Genomic DNA, 18,314 nt, shown 5'->3' on the forward strand with positions numbered 1-18,314 from the left:
GCGGTTCTCGCCATTGTTTGTGTTTGCCTATATTTCGTTGGAATATAGGGTTAAAATAGGGCTCTTTTGGGCTTATTCAAATTAGGGACACGCCCTAATGATTAATAAAAATAACAGTATCTTAAGGTGTGCTGAACATGACAAAATTCAGTAATCAGGAATTAGACAACTTAAGCGAACGCCTCCCCGGGCTGATCAATGTGGCTCGGATTGTGATTGTGATTGTGATTGTGATTGTGCTGTCGCTACTGGTTTTTCAAGTTTTGGGGACATACAGCGGCATCAATCTGGAAAACGTGGCATTCCCAACCATCGAATTTTACAGCTGGGCGGCGTTGTATTCTTTTTTTATTTTGCTGTCGGTATTCCGTCCGGATTGGCAATGGCAGTCGCTCGACTTACCGAATGCCAGCGCGGTGGTCGATATCTCCATGATGGTTATTTTGGTGTATATCGCCGGCGGAATTAATTCGGGTTTTGCCATTTTGGTGCTACCGTTTATTGCCACGTCTTGCTTGCTGAGTTATGGCCATTACCCCATGCTTTATGCCGGTTATGCCTCGCTTTTGTTTGTGATTTTGCTGTTTTTAGACGGTGGCATCCGCTTCTCACCGCTGGAATGGCAAAATCAAAGTGTCCTGAACTGTATCATATTGATTGGCGCCAGCTATCTGGTTGCCATGCTGACGGCGTTTGCCGCCAAATATCTTGAGCAGGCCACCGAATCGGCCAGCAAACACCAGCTTGCCTACCGCCGCATTAGCGGGCTGAACCGCTTGGTGTTAAACCGTGTGCAAGAAGCGGTAATTGTGATTGATGCCGGTCAGCGTGTTTGGCTGTTTAACAAACAAGCGAAAAATTATTTCCCGAGCCTGGCGGTGGATCAGCAGGAATTTGTGTTCGGCGAATTGGTATCGCGTTGGCAATACCAGCCCGACAAAGCCTTTGAAACCGACATTCACATTTTCCAACACGCCATGCACGTGCGCGCCGTGCCCCTGATTCAGGAGCAAACCGAATTGCTGATGCTGTATGCGCGCTCTTTGCGTGAAGTGGCGGCCGAAGCGATGTCGACCAAATTGACCTCATTGGGTCAGCTCACCGCCAATCTGGCGCACGAAATCCGCAACCCGATGTCGGCCATCCGCCATGCCAGCGATTTGCTGCAAGACGATGAAGACATCGATCCGGTGAAAGCCAAGCTCTACGACATCATCGACAACAACATCCAGCGCATCGACAAAATGCTGGAAGACATTTCCCTGCTCAACAAACGCGACAACATCAGCCGCGAGCCAATCCACCTGATGAAATTCTGGCTCGGCTTCAAGCAGGAATTTACCTTAAACAATCCCGCCGTCATCGGCTGCCTGCGCATGAACATGGAAGGTTCCAACTTAACCGTCTTGTCCGACCCCATGCATTTGCGGCAAATCATGTGGAACCTATGTAACAACGCTTGGCGCCACAGCCGTCAGGACGAAAACGCCATCACCGTGTTAATCCGTCCGAGCGGCCGCATGCACATTTCGATTGTGGTGGCAGACAACGGCAAAGGTGTCGCACCAGAAGTGCGCAACCATTTATTCGAGCCGTTTTACACCACTGAAAAACAAGGCACCGGTTTGGGTTTATACGTTGCCCGCGAATTGGCACATGCCAACTTGGGCCAACTGCACTATCACCCTGAAATGAACGGTTTTGAACTGATTTTACCGAAGGACAGCAATGAGTAAGCTGCAAGACCCCGTTTTAGTTGTCGATGACGAAGCCGACATCCGCGACCTGATGGAAATGACCCTGATGAAAATGGGGCTGCGTGTGGAGACCGCAGAAGGTGTCGAACAAGCCAAAGACAAACTCGACAACAACGATTATTCGCTGGTATTGACCGACATGCGTATGCCCGACGGTTCGGGTTTGGAAGTAGTGCAATACATCGACGAATTGATGCTTGACACGCCTGTGGCCGTGATTACCGCCTACGGAAATGCCGATCAGGCCGTTGAAGCCCTGAAAGCGGGTGCGTTCGATTATCTGCAAAAACCGATTACCCTGTCGCAACTGCGCTCGCTGGTGAAATCGGCGGTAACAGTGGCCGACAATGCCGAAGTACCGCCTGCACCGCAACCGGTTAAGCCTACCCCTGCACCAGTAACGGCCGCTTTAAACAAACCGTCGGCTGCCATGGTGGCACGCCAAACGCAACCTGCTGCCGCCAAACCGGCATCGCGCGATTTAAACAAACCGATTTCCGTGCCCGACAGTCTGCGTTCCATGAAAGAGCGCTTTTCCAGCGGCGAAACCACGCCATCGCAAGAAGCGCCGCAATTGGGTGGCGAAGCCGATATGCCACGCCTACTGGGTACCTCACCGCAAATGGTTGAAGTGCGCCATCTCATCCACCGTCTCGCACGTAGTGAAGTGCCGGTGTACATTGCCGGTGAATCAGGCACCGGTAAAGAACAGGCCGCCCGCACCATCCACGAATTATCCGATCGTGCCGATAAGCCGTTTATCGCGGTGAACTGCGGTGCAATTCCGGAAAACCTGATGGAAAGCGAATTTTTCGGTTACAAAAAAGGCAGCTTTACCGGCGCCGAGCAAGACCGTTTGGGCTTTTTCCAACATGCCGACGGCGGCACGCTATTTCTCGACGAAGTGGCCGACCTGCCTTTGGCCATGCAGGTAAAACTCTTACGCGCCATTCAGGAAAAAGCCGTACGTCGCATTGGCGATGCCCGCGAAAGCTTTGTTGACGTGCGCATTGTTTGCGCCACCCACAAAAATCTTGAAGCGCTGGTCGAAAGCGGCGCGTTCCGCCAAGACTTGTATTACCGCTTAAACGTGGTGTCGCTGCACATGCCGCCATTGCGCGAAATGCGTGAAGACTTGGGCGCGCTGATTCTGTATTTGCTCTACAAACACCGCCACGGCAACCAAACCTACAAGCTCAGCGCCAAAGCGCAAGAAGCCCTGCTGCATTACAGCTACCCGGGCAATTTCCGCGAATTGGAAAACATTCTCGAGCGTGCCGTTACCCTCACCGTCGGCACCGTCATCCAACTGGATGACCTGCAAATCCACAACACACCGGCCGATGATGAACCGCGCGGCCATCACAGTCTTTCTCTGCAAGACATCAGTGATTCTGTGTCGGAAGCGCCATTAAACCATGAACCCTTGCCGCCATTTGACCCGCGAACCATGCAGATTCAGGATTATCTTGACCAAATCGAGCGTGACATCATTCAAAAAGCTTTGGAGCAAACCCGCTACAACCGCACTCAAGCGGCCAAGCTATTGGGCATCAGCTTCCGTTCGATGCGCTACCGCATGGAGCGTTTGGACATCAACTAAATCATTCAGACGGCCTTGATGTTATAGGCCGTCTGAAATCTCTTCAGGCCGTCTGAAAAACATTCAGACGGCCTCTGTATGAAAAAGGCCGTCTGAACACATGACCTGCATTTACCTTGCCGAATCCGCCCAAACTTCCGCCAACGAGCTGGCACACACATTCGACCTGACCATTGCCTGCCAACTGCCCGACAGCAGCGAATACCTCTACGCCGATTCAGACGGCATCAGTCTTTGCCGCGCCGGAGAAAAAGGCCGCGTGCAAGTCGATTTTGTTGGTGGTGCCGCCCAATACCGCCGCACCAAAGGCGGTGGCGAACTCATCGCCAAAGCCGTCAACCACACCAGCAAACCCACCATCTGGGACGGCACTGGCGGCTTGGGGCGCGACAGCTTTGTGTTGGCTTCATTGGGCTTAACCGTACAGACCTTTGAACAACACCCCGCCGTTGCCTGCCTACTACACGACGGCCTCAACCGCGCCTTACAACACCCCGACACCGCAGAAATTGCCCGACGCATCACGCTGCATTTCGGCGATACAGCCACACTGATGCCACAATTAGCGCAACAAATCGGCCGCCCCGATGTGGTATATCTCGACCCGATGTATCCCGAGCGGCAAAAATCCGCAGCCGTTAAAAAAGAAATGGCCTACTTCCATGGCTTGGTCGGCACGGCGCAAGACGAAGCCGCCCTGCTCAACACCGCTCGCGCCATTGCTAAAAAACGCGTGGTGGTTAAACGCCCACGCTTAGGCGAGTTTCTCAACGGCGAAAAACCGGCTTATCAATATTCAGGCAAAAGCACGCGTTTTGATGCGTATGTGCCGAATTCTCCGACTCAAGAATAGTCATAAAACAGGCCGTCTGAAATTCAGACGGCCTGTTTTTTATTCCTCGTTCGGAATCTGATTCAATTTTTTCAACAACTTTTCCGACTTTTCCGGATCATCATTGCGCAGCAACTTGGCAATCGGATACTCAAGCTGATTGGTGTCGCTCTTCAAAATGATGTTTTTCACATCCAACAAATTATTGGTATTCATGGAAAAACGGCGCAAGCCCATGCCGAGCAGTACGCGGGTGAAAGTGGTGTCGCCGGCCATTTCGCCGCACACGGATACGCTTTTTTCCATGCGGTTGGCGGTGCGAATGACGTGCTGAATCATTTTCAACACCGCCGGATGGCTCGGCTGGTAAAGGTGGCTGACGGCATCATCGCCGCGGTCAACCGACAACACATATTGAATCAAGTCGTTGGTGCCGATGGAAATGAAATCGACCATTTTCAAAATGCTGCCGACAGTCATCGCAGCCGACGGGATTTCAATCATACAACCGATACCCACTTCGCCGAACGCTTCACCGCGCTCGGTCAATTGTTTCTGCGCAGTTTCCAAGTGAATCAGACATTGGCGCACTTCGGATAGCGAGGTCACCATCGGCCACATTATGCGCACGGGGCCGTGTTGGGCGGCGCGTAAGATGGCGCGCATTTGTGTACGGAACATCACCGGCTCAGCCAAACACAAGCGGATGCCGGTTAAGCCCAATGCGGGATTCAGGCTGCCGTTGGGCGTGGCGTTTTGTCCGAACCAGCGCGGATTTTTGTCCACACCCAAATCGACGGTGCGGATGGTTAAACTTTTACCTTTGAGCTTTTTCACAATCCCGCTGTACACTTCGTATTGCTCGTCTTCAGACGGCATATTTTCGCGGTTGAGATAGAGAAATTCGCTGCGGAACAAGCCCACGCCGTCGGCACCGATGTTGTGTAAGGCTCTGATGTCTTCGGCGGATTCAATATTGGCGAGCAATTCGATGTTGATGCCATCGGCGGTGGTGGCGGCGGTTTTCTTGAGTTTGTTCAGCTCGCGCTTGTGGCTGCGGTATTCGCGTTCCAAGCGGCGGTATTCGGCCAGCACCACATCATCGGGGTTAATCAGCAAAATACCGTTGATGCCGTCGACAATGACGATTTCGTTTTCGGTAATCAGCTTGCGGGCATTGTGCAGACCAATCACCGATGGAATATCCAAGCTTCGGCCTAAAATGGCGGTATGGCTGGTCGGACCGCCGGCATCGGTGACAAACGCGGTGATGTGTTGCTCTTTAAACAACACGGTATCGGCCGGCGACAAATCGTGCGCAATCAGAATGGTGTCTTCAAACGGATTATTGGCCAAATTCAATTCGTTGCTCTGGCCGACCAAATGATTGTGAATGCGCTGCACCACTTGCAGCATATCCTGCTTGCGCTCGCGCAGGTAGGCATCTTCGATTTCGTCAAACTGGGCGGCGAGTTTGTCGCTTTGCTGTTTCAACGCCCATTCGGCATTGATGTTTTGTGCGCGCAACAAATCGACCGGCTCGCGTGAAAGCGTCACGTCGGTGAGCAGCATCAAGTGCAGCGAGATGAACGCGCCCAACTCGGTCGGCGCGTTTTCAGGAATGGCGTTGCGCAGCTGTTCCAATTCTTTGCGCGTGGCTTTCACCGCCGCATCAAAACGCGCCACTTCGGCATCGATGTTTTCCGGTTCGATATCATATTGCGGCACTTCGGTGCTGCCACGCGACACCAAGTGTGCATGGCCGATGGCGATGCCCTTGCCCGCCGCCACGCCGTATAGCACGATACTCATATCATTCGCCTTCGCCGAAGTAATCGTTAATCAACTCAACCAAGGCTTGCATGGCGGCGGCTTCGTCGCTACCGTCGACTTCGATTTCAATCACGCTGCCTTTAGCGGCGGCCAGCATCATTAAGCCCATGATGCTTTTGCCGTTGACGCGGCTGCCGTTTTTGCTGACCCAAACTTCGCTTTGAAAGCGTGATGCGGTTTGGGTGAATTTGCTCGACGCGCGCGCGTGTAAGCCCAATTTGTTGATGATTTCGATTTCTTGCTTGAGCATGGCTTTTCCTGTTTTTGTTTTTTATCTATACGCTTTCAGACGGCCTCAACCCATAGGCCGTCTGAAAAAATCTATTGATGCAGCGGGTCTGATGAATTCGTTTCAGACGGCCTCTGCCGCTTTTTTGCACATCAAATCATCCGGCGTGGCCGTAATCGCAAAAATACCGCGAATCGCCGCTTCTTTCACGGTTTCGGTAAACGCGGTCAGGTCGGTAGCAGCCGGTGCGTATTGCACGGCTTTAATCATCATCGGCGCATTCAGGCCGGTGAGAATTGCCGATTTGCCTTCGCGCACCATGCGGCGGGCGGCGTTGCACGGGGTGGCGCCAAAGATATCGGTCATAATCAACACGCCATCACAATCTTCCGGAAATTCCTGAATCATAGAAATGGCGCGGTTAATCACGTCGTCTTGGTCTTCGTTCGGCTCTGCGCCCAAAATATGCACGTTTTCAGGGCTGCCTTCGGGGAAAAAATGATGTGTCAGACCACGGTAGGCTTCGCCTATGGTTTCGTGGGTAATGATAAGTAAGCCAATCATTTGCGTTCCTGAAATAAGGTTTTTTATGGTGTCGAGATGGTTGCGAAAAATAGATAAACAAGACCGTCTGAACGTGTTTACAGTCGTTTTACCGCTTTTTTTCAGACGGCCTATTTATTAATCCTGCTTCAAAGCATAAATTTCGCCCAAATTGCGCCAGCAACCGGCCGCATCCATGCCGTAGCCGAACACATAGCGGTTGGGCACATCCAAACCGACGTAATCGCCTTGGGTCGGCTTTTCTTTGTCGATGAGTTTATTGGCAAACACCGCCGCACGACAACTTGCCGCACCCATTTCCAACAGCTTTTCCTGAATCGCGTGCATGGTGTGGCCTTCGTCGAGAATGTCGTCCAACACCACCACATGGCGGCCGCGGATTTGCTCGGCATCGGGCATGCGTTTCCAATTGAAATTACCGCCCTGCAATTTGTCGCCGTAGCGCGAAACGTGCACATAATCAAAATCCAGCGGAAAGCGCAGCAGCGGCAGCAATTGTCCGGTAAACACCACCGCCCCGCCCATTACAGGCAGCAGCAGCGGATATTTGTCGCCCAAATCACGGGTGATGTCGTCGGCCACTTTTTGCAGCGCGGCTTGGCATTCTTCTTGGCTGAACAACAATTCGGCGTTGTCGAGCATGGTTTGGGTTTGATGGCGTTTGGTTTCGAGATCCATTTGTCTGTACCGCTGAAAATCTAAAATTCAATTATAACAGCACGGTTACAACGGCGGCTAAAATATCGCAGTGCACCATCACAATCAGACTGAGACCTTTGCAAAACCCCAGATTTGAGTACAGTTCAAAGTTATAGCAGCGCAGAAAGCGAAGATATATCACTTAGATAGGCAAGCTTTCGAGCAGCGCATAACGAAGAAATGTGCCAAAGATGGGGAGTTTGCAAAGGTCTCAAGGCTGTCTGAAACTTTTCCCCAACCCTTTGCGCTATAATATGCCCCTTTCCTTTTTCAGACGGCCTATCCGCCATGACGCAGCATTCCGACCCGTTCCAACATTTTGAAAACCTCGATTCCCCTGCTACGCAAAGTTTCGCCAATGAAGCACACCGCGAAACCCAAGCGCGTTTTATGGCAAACGATGCCACGCGCGCGCTTTCAGACGGCATTTTGACGCAAATGCAGGACACGCGCCAAATTCCGTTTTGCCAAGAGCATCGCGCGCGCATGTACCATTTTCATCAAGACGCGGAATACCCGAAAGGCGTGTACCGCGTGTGCACCGCCGCGACCTACCGCTCGGGCTATCCGGAATGGGAAATCCTGTTTTCGGTGGCCGATTTCGATGAAATTTTGGGCGACGACGTGTACCTCGGCGGCGTGTCTCACTTGGCGGAAAAACCGAATCTGGCCTTGCTGACCTTGAGCCGCGCCGGTGGCGATGTCGCCTATACTTTGGAAATGGATTTGGCTACAGGCTCGCTGGTGGACGGCGGCTTTCACTTTCCGGCGGGCAAAAACCACATTTCATGGCGCGATGAACACAGCGTGTGGGTGTGCCCCGCGTGGGACGAGCGCCAGCTCACGCAAGCGGGCTATCCGCGCGAAGTGTGGCTGGTCGAGCGCGGACAAAGTTTTGAAGAAGGCACGCCGGTGTTCCAAATCGGGCACGACGGCATGATGGTCAATGCTTGGCGCTATCTCGACCCGCAAGGTTCACCGATTGATTTAATCGAAGCCTCACAAGGGTTTTACACCAAAACCTATTTGCAGGTTTCCGCGCAAGGCGAAGCCAAACCTTTGAATCTGCCGGAAGATTGCGATGTGGTCGGCTATTTGTCCGGCCATTTGATGCTGACCTTGCGCAAAGACTGGCACCGCGCCAACCAAAGCTATCCGAGCGGTAGTCTGTTGGCAGTGAAATTAAACAAAGGCGAACTGGGCGCGGCGCAATTATTGTTCGCACCCAATGACACGCAAGCCTTGGAAAGTGTGGAAACGACCAAGCGTTTTGTGGTGGCCAGCACTTTGGAAAACGTACAAGGCTGTCTGAAAGCATGGCGTTTTGCCAATGGCGCATGGCAGGAAGTCGAATTACCGCACCTGCCGATGGGCGCATTGGAAATGACTGACCAGCCGTGGGGCGGCGATGTGGTGTATTTGGCCGCCAGCGATTTCACCACGCCGCTGACCTTGTATGCACTGGATTTAAATGTGATGGAACTCACCGTCATGCGTCGCCAGCCGCAGCAATTTGCCGCCGATGGTATTGAAGTAAAGCAGTTTTGGACAAGCTCGGCAGACGGCACGCAGATTCCTTATTACCATGTCGGCAAACATGTTTCAGACGGCCTCAAACCGCATACGCCGACTTTGGTATATGTGTACGGCGGTTTTGGTGTGCCGGAATTGCCGCATTATTTGGGCAGCATCGGCAAATATTGGCTGGAACAAGGCCATGCGTTTGTATTGGCCAACGTGCGCGGCGGCGGCGAATTCGGCCCACATTGGCACCAAGCTGCACAAGGTTTGCACAAACACAAAAGCACCGACGACTTGCTTGCCATCGTTGACGATTTAAGCCGCCGCGGTTTGACTTCACCCGAACACATCGCCCTGCAAGGCGGCAGCAACGGTGGCTTGGTAGTGGCTTCTGCTTTTGTGCGCCAGCCGGAAAGTTTCGGCGCAATGGTGTGCGAAATGCCGCTGACCGACATGCTGCGCTATCCTTTGTTATCGGCCGGGTCAAGCTGGACCGACGAATACGGCAACACGCAAAAATACGACATCTGCCACGAATACTGGCTGCAGCATTCACCCTACCACAACATTTCAGACGGCCACCGCTATCCGCCGGCATTAATCACCACCAGCTTGAGCGACGACCGCGTCCATCCTGCCCATGCGCTGAAGTTTTACGCCAAACTGCGCAACCACAGCCCGCAATCGTGGCTGTATTGTCCCGACAACGGTGGCCACACCGGCAACGGCACGCAACAAGATTCCGCCGACGAATTGGCCTGTATCCTGACGTTTTTAAACAGTTTTTTAGTAAAAAAGGCCGCCTGAACGGCAAAATCCCCATTCAGACGGCCTGTAAGCGGCGTTCTCATGTAAAATTTACCCGCTTAACTCCTTGATCACAAACAAAAACAAAATGCTGCTTGTAGGATAAAAACAGCCTATGATAATATGCAGCGTAATGAAAACTTTCCCTGAAAATGCAGAAAGTGCATTTTTAGATGGAAAACTCTAAACGAATTCGGTAAAATACATCCGATTTATTTTTTCAAACCCGCCGCAAGGCATATAAGGAACGACTAACATGTCAAATATCGAACAACAAGTTAAAAAAATTGTTGCTGAACAACTGGGCGTGAATGAAGCCGAAGTGAAAAACGAATCATCTTTCCAAGATGATTTGGGCGCAGACTCATTGGACACCGTTGAATTGGTAATGGCTTTGGAAGAAGCTTTCGGTTGCGAAATCCCTGACGAAGAAGCCGAAAAAATCACCACCGTACAATTGGCTATCGACTACATCACTGCCCATAACGGCTAATCCGTAGTCTCTCCAACACATCGGCCTCTGCTGCGATTCCGCATACAGGGGCTTTTACCTTATTAGATATGCTTAAAATTAGAGAAAAACTCTAATTTTCAGACGGCCCCACAGGCATTTTGCCCTGCCGTCAACCAATCCCGATTAACGACAGCGAGATTATCATGAGTCAACGAAGAGTAGTCATCACAGGCCTCGGCCAAATATCACCGGTCGGCAACGACGTCGCCACCGCATGGAGCAACCTGCTCGCAGGCAAAAGCGGCATCGGCATGATTACCCGCTTTGACGCTTCCGAAATCAACAGCCAAATTGCCGGCGAAGTGCGCGATTTCGACATCGGCGAATACATCAGCGCCAAAGAAGCCCGCCGCATGGATGCCTTTATCCACTACGGTTTGGCCGCTGCCCTGCAAGCCATTCAAGACGCCGGTTTGGACGATACCCCTGATTTGGACAAAGACCGCGTTGGCGTGATCATCGGTTCGGGCATCGGCGGTATGCCGAGCATCGAAGCCACCGGCATTGCCGTGCAAGAAGGCGGCGCGCGCAAAATCAACCCGTTCTTTATTCCAGGTTCGCTGATTAACCTGATTGCCGGCCATGTGACTATTTTAAAAGGCTACCGTGGCCCTTCATACGGCATGGTTTCGGCATGTACCACCGGTGCGCACTCTATCGGCGATGCAGCTCGTTTGATTAAATACGGCGATGCCGACGTGATGGTAGCAGGCGGCGCCGAAGGCTCTATCAATTTATTGAGTGTTGGCGGCTTTGCGGCCATGAAGGCTTTGTCGACCCGCAACGACGATCCTACCGCCGCTTCCCGCCCGTGGGACAAAGGCCGTGACGGTTTCGTGATTGCCGAAGGTGCCGGTATTTTGGTGCTGGAAGAATTGGAACACGCCAAAAAACGTGGTGCGAAAATCTACGCTGAAATCGTCGGCTTCGGTATGAGCTCTGATGCCTACCACATCACCGCACCAAACGAAGAAGGCCCTGCACTGGCCGTAACCCGCGCCTTGAAAGATGCCGGTTTGAACCCGACTGACGTAAATTACGTCAACGCACACGGTACCTCAACCCCATTGGGCGATGCCAACGAAACCAAAGCACTAAAACTGGCTTTGGGCGAACATGCGAAAAATGTAGTGGTAAACTCCACCAAATCCATGACCGGCCACTTACTGGGCGCGGCCGGTGGCGTGGAAGCCATATACAGCATCATGGCGATTCACGATCAAAAATCGCCACCAACCATCAACTTAGAAGATCAAGACATCGAAGCAGGCTGCGATTTGGACTACTGCGCCAACGAAGCGCGCGACTTGAACATCAATGTTGCCATTTCCAACTCTTTCGGCTTCGGCGGCACCAACGGTACGCTGGTATTCAAAAAGTTTGAAGGCTGATTGATTTAATTAAAAAGGCCGTCTGAACCAATATTGTTCAGACGGCCTTTTTGTATGATTAACGCCCAAGGTTATCCACTAACAAATATAAGCACTAATCAATCTGCTTTATGGCTTTGAACGTGATGTTCTCCCCAAGCCAAAACCTCTTCCACGCTAGATAATTCTTCCCCCATGCCATCGGTAAACGCGCGCCAATCCGACAAGTATTTATCCTGCAACAACGAAATCACCGGAATCCCCTGCCCAATGGCTTGCGCATATTCCTCAATCAAACCGCTGTTTTCACTTTCGGCATGGCCAAATTTGTTAAACACCAAAATATCCGGCGGTGTTTGCAAAGCTTCGCGGATAACTTCCGAGGATGCCGCCAAGCCACGCGGATCAAGCAGGCAAGCATCGATGGTGCAGCCTTGATCATACATGATGGTATATACCCTGCTATCTGTTAAAGACTGCACACGTTCGCGCAATTTTTGGCCGTTCTCATCCAACGGATTCAACAAGCCCGCTACCCTTAAGCCTTGCTGCTGCCAATACTTTACCGCCTGCCACAAGGCCTGTAATTCATCGTTTCCCTCACCTTGATACATCAACACGGCAATCGGTTTCATGGTTTTCATCTCCGGTTATCAACGGATAAAAGCTTATGCCAACTCTGCGAGTGTGGCAAGCTTTTCTCGAGACAACCTGAGACCTTTGCAAAACCCCAGATTTGAGTGCAGTTCGAAGTGAGAGCAGCACAGAAAGCGCAGATATATCACTTAGATAGGCAAGCTTTCGAGCAGCGCATAACGAAGAAATGCGCCAAAAATGGGGATTTTGCAAAGGCCTCAACCTAAATACTCTTTCTAATATTCAGCCCCCCCATTCTTCTATCCCAAAATAAAAAAAGGATGTCGGTTTCCCAACATCCTTTTCAAACGGCCTATTCGCTTAAATCACTTCTAAAGTGAAATAATGACGCAATTTTTCATACACGTTGTCCGTAACGTTGATGCAACCATTGGTCATGACGCGATCGGCCACCAATGGCGAAGCAATGCGTTCCATGCGTCGCTCGGAAGGTTTACCCAACCAAACGCGATGTAAGGCAAACAAGAAATCGCGCTCTTCTTTAAAACCGATTACCTCTCCACCATAGCCCGATTTTTTCGTGGCCATGATGGTCATCGGGAACGTACCCTTAGGCGTGGTTTTACCGATGAGCACGGGATGACATTGTTTATCATCGGCAAAGCACAATTCGGCCTTTGCGGTATCCACAATGACCTTCTTACGCTTCATGTAATCACTGACGGCATCGGCGCTGGCAAACGTGTTCAAGCCCAATAATAAGGCCGTAGTTAACCAAAATTTTTTCAAATTCTATCCCATTACTGACGGATGCGTTGCGGCGTGGTCACTACTTCGCGGATAATCACTTGCGGCTCTGCTTTAGGGGCAGGCGGCGGACAGGCTGCATCTTCAGGGAATACAGGATTCCAGTGGAAGCTGCGGGCAAATTTGTTTTTATCATAGATCACTTTGTATTGACAAGTAGTGATGCCTTCTACACCTGAAGTGTTGTCAGGATCCACGCCTACACCTGGGGTATAGAAGTGGAACAGGTAATCCCACTCGCGCACGCCAACCATGCCTTCATCGTAATGAGGGCGACCCAAGATTTTGTAGATGTCGTCTTTGGTCAAACCTGGGCGCATTTGGTCTAATTCATCCCAAGTTGGGAAAGTGCCGCGGTCGTTATTGAAAGTCAGTGAATAAGGCTTAGGGAACACCGGATTGTCGGTGGTGCCTTCCGGTGTAATGTTGCTCTTGGTGGCACATGCTGCCAACAAGCTGGTTGCCAATAACGACAAACCGATTTTAACGATTTGATTTGTTTTCATAAGATAATCCTTTTTGATTTCCCGAACCGCCTTTTTTCAGACGGCCTTAATTGATTCCGGCACTACGCTGCTGCCGCTTACTTAAAAAAATGACATACGGCATTTTTCAATTCTAAATGACCAAAGTGCCATATTTCCAATATCGTCAGAAACTGACATTTATTGTCACTTTGTAACAATTTCATTCAACAATAACCTAAAATGCCAATAAGATTGTCATGACAGTATAGATATGATTGATGACATATCTTACTATTAGGTCTTGTTTTATTTAGAATTTCACTAAATGATTGAAAAACACCTTATTTCTGCTTAATATACCATGCAATTTTCATGCCATATTTTAAATAAATATTAAATAAGCATGATGCGTTACTATAATAAAGAGGCCGTCTGAACAATTTGCGTCCAGACGGCCTTTATTTAATTCACCAAATCATCACTGATTCGATTAACCTTCAACTTTCACTTCAACACGACGGCCTTCTTGCTCATTACCGACTGCGCCGGTGGTGTTTTCAGGTTTACGCAACTCAATATTCGCTGCGTCCACGCCTTGTGCTTCAAAGAAGGCTTGAACAGCTTGAGCACGTTGTTTAGACAATTCTTCATTGGCTGCAGCGTCACCCGTGCTGTCGGCAAAGCCGCTGATGACCAGTTTTTTGCCTTCTTTACCGGCAGCAATCACTTCTGCAACGATGGCATCTGCACCTTCGGCAATGTCATTTTTACCGGTCGCAAAGTAGAATTTGGCTACGCCATCTTCCACCAATACACGAGCCGCTGAATCTGCTTCTTGAACCACAGGATCAGTTGCCGAAGCCACGGCAGGTGTTGTGTCAGAAGCTACAGGCGCTGCCACTTCAGAGGCCGCCATTGGCTCAGCTACTTCAACCGGAGCAGACGCTTCTTCTACTGGAACAGCTACATCAGATGCAGCAGGGGCGCTTGCTTCAACCGGTGCAGGAGCTGGAGCAGGTTCTTGTTTGTTGCCACAGCTCTTGAAGGCAAACAATGCGGCCAACGCAGCCAGACCCAAGACAATCCATTTACCTGCGCCACCTTTTTTGGCTACTACAGGTGCGGCCGCTGCTGCAGAGGTATTCGCGGTAGAAGCTGTTGCCGCTGCGCCAGTTGCACCCAAACCGCTGATCGCATTAGTCAGGCCGCCGAACAAACCACTCAAGCTGCCAATACCCAATGCCGATAACATGTTCGGGCTCAATACGCGTGACAACCAGCCTTGTTGTTGGCCTAACAAGCCCAGCAATTGACCGCCGCTCAAATTGTCGCTTTGTGCTTTACCACGCAAAACAGACAATACCAAAGGCAATGCCAATGCCAACAATGAACCTGAAGATGCTTTAGAAATACCGCTTTCTGCTGCAATTTGGTCGGCTACATTTGGCGCATTACCACCCAATAAGTTAGGCAGCAATTGTTTGCCCAAATCAATCAGGCTGCTCGCACCGTTACCGGTAGTCACGTCGGCAACCGCAGTATTCAAACGCGCACCACCTGCACCAGTAATCAAATCCAACAAACCTGAAGCGTTGGCAGTATTGCCGCTCACATGTTTTACCAAGCCGGCAATAATCGCAGGCACAGCCAAACCGGCTGCTTGCGTGCTGTTTTCAGCAGACTCGCCGTTGGCTGTTAAAAATTGACCCAACACATTACCCACTTGGCTTTGCAACAAGTTACCTAAATCTAAAGACATATCCATTTCCTTTATGTTTGTTGTAGAAACTCCGCATATTCGCGAATTAATAACCATACTACATGAGGCACTATTATTTACAACAGCGAATTTCATTAAATTAATGAGTTTTTACAGAGTACATCATAAAACATACTAAAGTTAGAATTAAAGGAACGGATTATGTTGTTTTTCATGTGAAATAGTCGTTAATCTGCCGTGTCCGGGGATAACTTGCGTTTCAGGCGGCAATACTAAAAGCTTACTATGGATATGATTGATTAAATCTTCATGATTACCTCTCGGGAAGTCTGTGCGACCGATTGTCTCGTAAAATAACACATCACCCGCAATCAGCAGATTTTCCGCAGCACAATAAAACACCACATGCCCCGGCGTATGACCGGGAATATGCAATACCGTAAATTCGTATCGGCCAACCGTCAGCATCTCGCCCTCATTCAGCCAACGGGTCGGCACTACCGCAGGCGAAGCCGGAAAACCGAATTGCGCCGTGGTTTGAGGTAAAGATTGCAGCAGGAAATCATCTTTCTTATGCGGTCCAATCACCGGCACAGGGCATTTCTTCACAAACTCATCTACTCCGCCCGCATGATCCAAATGCCCGTGCGTAAGCCAGATTTCTTTTACCGTCAGCTTTTTTTCTGCAACCTGCTGCAACAAAAACGGTACATCGCCACCCACATCCGTCAAAACCGCTTCATGCGTTTCATCATCCCATAATAAAGTGCAATTCTGACGAAACGGCGTAACCGCCATAATCTCAACCTGTAAAGCCATGATTTGATTCCTTCCCAGACGCCCTACCTATTTTCAGACGGCCTGTTAGTGTAATAAAATATAGTTTCTTAGATTATTATAATAAATAGAAACAAACGTCATGAAACTCATCATACCCATTTTCGCCGCGTTTTTCATCTCAAGCCGATTGTTTGCCACCGATTTACTGCTGGCACAAGAATACAAAAAACAAAACATTCAAGGCTGGGCGATGAGCGAAAAACTCGACGGCGTACGCGCCTATTGGAATGGCAAACAACTCATCAGCCGCCAAGGCTACGCGTTCACACCGCCTGCCGATTATACCCGCCACTTCCCACCCTATCCGCTCGATGGCGAACTATTCAGCAAACGCGGCCAATTCGAGCAAATTTCCGCTGCCGTGCGATCTGCTTCAGGTGATTGGCAGAACATCAAACTGCATGTGTTTGATGTTCCTAAAGCCAGCGGCAATCTCTATCAGCGGCTTGATGTTGCCAAACAATGGCTGCAACTGCGCCCCACCGCGCCTATTACCGTGATTGAACAAATCCCCGTACAAAATGCCCAACACGCCCAAGATTTTCTCAAGCATATTGAAGCCCAAGGCGGCGAAGGCGTGATGTTGCGCAATCCTGAACAAAGCTACACCAGCGGACGTAGTAGCCAGCTTTTAAAACTCAAAAGCCAGCACGATGCCGAATGCATCGTAACCCGCCATTACGAAGGCAAAGGCAAAAATCAAGGCCGGCTTGGCGCCATCGGCTGCCGCAATCAACACGGTGAATTCCGCATCGGCAGCGGATTCAAAGATGCCGAACGCGACAACCCACCACCCATCGGCGCAACCGTTACCTACCGCTATCGCGGTTTTACACAAAAAGGCACACCGCGCTTTGCTACTTTTGTGCGCATTCGTGATGATCAGTTGAAGTAAATAAAAGGCCGTCTGAAAGATGACTGATTGTTGATCAACAAGTTTTCAGACGGCCTATTGGCTATTATTATCTAAACGTAAAAAAACCGCCTGAATTTGACATCGGGGCTTGAATTGAATATCTATATCATTGTTTATTAAATTAAATTTAAAACTCAAAAATCAAAGCACCAACAAAAGCACCAACATTTTTACTGTGTCATGCGTTTTTCAGGTCGTTTTTGTTGGTCTTATCCTACACCGGCGGCGGGGCGAAAAACAAGGCGGCCTGAATTTCGTAACATATTAGCGGCCTGAATTTTCCGATATATGGGCGGGTGAATTTTTTGAGTCCATAAAAAAGGGGCTACCCTTCCCCGCTCAAAAAAAACGCTATATAGTGCAAAAATGCCTTGTTACGCTTGTTACCTTGTTGTGGCTCGCTGAAAGCCTTGCTTGATAAGGGTTTGGCCGTAACAAGCTATCTGCTGAATGCTTGTTGTGCTTGTTACGTTTGCTTGTTACGGGGCATTTTTTCGGGGTCTGGGCAATAAAAAACACCAGCGGCGGGGCTGGTGTAGGGGTTCAGACGGCCTATAAGGTGCCGCCTATCAGTAAATCGGCAGGAATTTTCAAACCATGATGCAGCTTTTTAATCATGGTCAAACTCAAAGGCCGTTTGCCGTTTAATACTTCGCTTACTTTGCTGGGGCTGCAAGGTAGGCGGTCATGTCTTTGGGGGTCAGGCCGTTTTGTTCCATGCGGAATTTAATAATATCCAGCGGGGTAACTTCGTCGGTGTCGATATGAAAATGTTTGCGCTCATACGCTTCAATCAATGCCGCCAAGGCCTGCAATTCTAAATCGTCGTCTGATTCAGGTGCAGGGTCTAAATCCATCAAAGCGGATAGACGCGCCATGGCTTCTTCATGATCTTGATGGGTCTTGATAATTTTGATTTGGTTCATTTTGTAAAATCCTTTTTGCTATATTCCGCGTGCGTGCCAATCCATTCTATTTTTACAATGCCATTGATATAACGAACCTTAACGACAAGGCGGTAATGATTACCTCTGATATTAAATATAACGCGGTTGTCTGCTAAAAAATCAGCCGTTTGATAAACAGCCTTAATGTCGTTGGGTGTTTTCCAGTTTTCCCGTTCTACATCTGCCAGCCAAGTGATTAAGGCTTTGCGGCTGTCTGCGTGTTTCGCGCTGAATTTCTGAATGATGTCTTTGCCTAAAATTTTCATTTCGGTTTTCCTGAATTGGGAAAAT

18 protein-coding genes are annotated in these 18,314 nt (G+C 50.0%); 7 read left to right on the forward strand and 11 right to left on the reverse strand.

The annotated features are described in order from the left end of the window. The first annotated feature begins 137 nt into the window (after positions 1 to 137). The 3 genes from CRG49_RS03110 to CRG49_RS03120 all read left to right on the forward strand — a co-directional run bounded on the left by CRG49_RS03110 (position 138) and on the right by CRG49_RS03120 (position 4,213). Entirely contained in the window at positions 138 to 1,736 is a 1,599-nt protein-coding gene (locus CRG49_RS03110) for an ATP-binding protein (RefSeq protein WP_095502283.1), read from the forward strand. Then, complete coding sequence (locus CRG49_RS03115) at positions 1,729 to 3,360, forward strand: sigma-54 dependent transcriptional regulator (protein ID WP_095502282.1); 1,632 nt, start codon at positions 1,729 to 1,731, stop codon at positions 3,358 to 3,360. The genes CRG49_RS03110 and CRG49_RS03115 overlap by 8 nt, the downstream gene beginning before the upstream one ends. A 100-nt stretch (positions 3,361 to 3,460) precedes the next feature. After that, a complete protein-coding gene (locus tag CRG49_RS03120) occupies positions 3,461 to 4,213 on the forward strand; it encodes a class I SAM-dependent methyltransferase (RefSeq protein ID WP_095502281.1) in 753 nt (250 codons plus the stop codon). A 39-nt stretch (positions 4,214 to 4,252) separates the two neighbouring features. Here CRG49_RS03120 and ptsP read toward each other — a convergent pair whose 3' ends face one another. From ptsP to CRG49_RS03140, 4 genes are all read right to left on the reverse strand, one after another. Next, entirely contained in the window at positions 4,253 to 6,004 is a 1,752-nt protein-coding gene (gene ptsP / locus CRG49_RS03125; protein WP_095502280.1) for a phosphoenolpyruvate--protein phosphotransferase, read from the reverse strand. Between the two features lies 1 nt (position 6,005). Next, a complete protein-coding gene (locus CRG49_RS03130; RefSeq protein WP_095502279.1) occupies positions 6,006 to 6,275 on the reverse strand; it encodes an HPr family phosphocarrier protein in 270 nt (89 codons plus the stop codon). Positions 6,276 to 6,377: 102 nt separating this feature from the next. Next, complete coding sequence (locus CRG49_RS03135; RefSeq protein WP_095502278.1) at positions 6,378 to 6,818, reverse strand: PTS sugar transporter subunit IIA; 441 nt, start codon at positions 6,816 to 6,818, stop codon at positions 6,378 to 6,380. A gap of 117 nt (positions 6,819 to 6,935) precedes the next feature. Continuing rightward, positions 6,936 to 7,496 carry a hypoxanthine-guanine phosphoribosyltransferase gene (locus CRG49_RS03140; RefSeq protein WP_095502277.1) on the reverse strand — a complete coding sequence of 187 codons (561 nt, stop codon included), beginning with the start codon at positions 7,494 to 7,496 and terminating at the stop codon, positions 6,936 to 6,938. Positions 7,497 to 7,805: 309 nt separating this feature from the next. On the opposite strand from CRG49_RS03140, the gene CRG49_RS03150 reads away from it, so the two are divergent. From CRG49_RS03150 to fabF, 3 genes are all read left to right on the forward strand, one after another. Further along, the gene (locus CRG49_RS03150; protein ID WP_095502275.1) at positions 7,806 to 9,845 is read left to right on the forward strand and encodes a prolyl oligopeptidase family protein; all 2,040 of its coding nucleotides are present in this window, start codon (positions 7,806 to 7,808) and stop codon (positions 9,843 to 9,845) included. Between the two features lie 256 nt (positions 9,846 to 10,101). Beyond that, complete coding sequence (gene acpP, locus CRG49_RS03155) at positions 10,102 to 10,338, forward strand: acyl carrier protein (RefSeq protein WP_047759914.1); 237 nt, start codon at positions 10,102 to 10,104, stop codon at positions 10,336 to 10,338. Positions 10,339 to 10,502: 164 nt separating this feature from the next. Then, on the forward strand, positions 10,503 to 11,750 hold the full coding sequence (gene fabF / locus CRG49_RS03160) for a beta-ketoacyl-ACP synthase II (protein ID WP_095502274.1): 1,248 nt from the start codon (positions 10,503 to 10,505) through the stop codon (positions 11,748 to 11,750). 98 nt (positions 11,751 to 11,848) lie between these two features. Here the strand turns inward: fabF and CRG49_RS03165 are convergent, their stop codons facing one another. From CRG49_RS03165 to CRG49_RS03190, 5 genes are all read right to left on the reverse strand, one after another. Continuing rightward, positions 11,849 to 12,364: a DUF2478 domain-containing protein gene (locus CRG49_RS03165; RefSeq protein WP_157798130.1), complete on the reverse strand. Its 516-nt coding sequence runs from the start codon at positions 12,362 to 12,364 to the stop codon at positions 11,849 to 11,851. 322 nt (positions 12,365 to 12,686) lie between these two features. Next, on the reverse strand, positions 12,687 to 13,037 hold the full coding sequence (locus CRG49_RS03175) for a murein L,D-transpeptidase (RefSeq protein ID WP_229437006.1): 351 nt from the start codon (positions 13,035 to 13,037) through the stop codon (positions 12,687 to 12,689). 89 nt (positions 13,038 to 13,126) lie between these two features. After that, a complete protein-coding gene (locus CRG49_RS03180) occupies positions 13,127 to 13,639 on the reverse strand; it encodes an outer membrane protein assembly factor BamE (protein WP_095502270.1) in 513 nt (170 codons plus the stop codon). Positions 13,640 to 14,090: 451 nt separating this feature from the next. After that, positions 14,091 to 15,359 (reverse strand): OmpA family protein, encoded by a 1,269-nt coding sequence (locus CRG49_RS03185; protein ID WP_095502269.1) that lies wholly within the window; start codon positions 15,357 to 15,359, stop codon positions 14,091 to 14,093. Between the two features lie 147 nt (positions 15,360 to 15,506). Further along, a complete protein-coding gene (locus tag CRG49_RS03190; RefSeq protein ID WP_095502268.1) occupies positions 15,507 to 16,139 on the reverse strand; it encodes an MBL fold metallo-hydrolase in 633 nt (210 codons plus the stop codon). A gap of 100 nt (positions 16,140 to 16,239) precedes the next feature. Here CRG49_RS03190 and CRG49_RS03195 point away from each other — a divergent pair, with 100 nt between their 5' ends. After that, entirely contained in the window at positions 16,240 to 17,055 is an 816-nt protein-coding gene (locus CRG49_RS03195; protein WP_095502267.1) for a DNA ligase, read from the forward strand. Positions 17,056 to 17,732: 677 nt separating this feature from the next. On the opposite strand, the gene CRG49_RS03200 is transcribed toward CRG49_RS03195, so the two are convergent. Then, positions 17,733 to 18,002 (reverse strand): type II toxin-antitoxin system HigA family antitoxin, encoded by a 270-nt coding sequence (locus CRG49_RS03200; protein ID WP_232726240.1) that lies wholly within the window; start codon positions 18,000 to 18,002, stop codon positions 17,733 to 17,735. After that, positions 17,999 to 18,289, reverse strand: a complete 291-nt coding sequence (locus tag CRG49_RS03205) for a type II toxin-antitoxin system HigB family toxin (protein ID WP_095502266.1) — start codon at positions 18,287 to 18,289, stop codon at positions 17,999 to 18,001. The genes CRG49_RS03200 and CRG49_RS03205 overlap by 4 nt, the downstream gene beginning before the upstream one ends. Positions 18,290 to 18,314: the final 25 nt, after the last annotated feature.

Source organism: Neisseria sp. N95_16 (assembly GCF_002551535.2).
Lineage (GTDB): Bacteria > Pseudomonadota > Gammaproteobacteria > Burkholderiales > Neisseriaceae > Neisseria > Neisseria brasiliensis.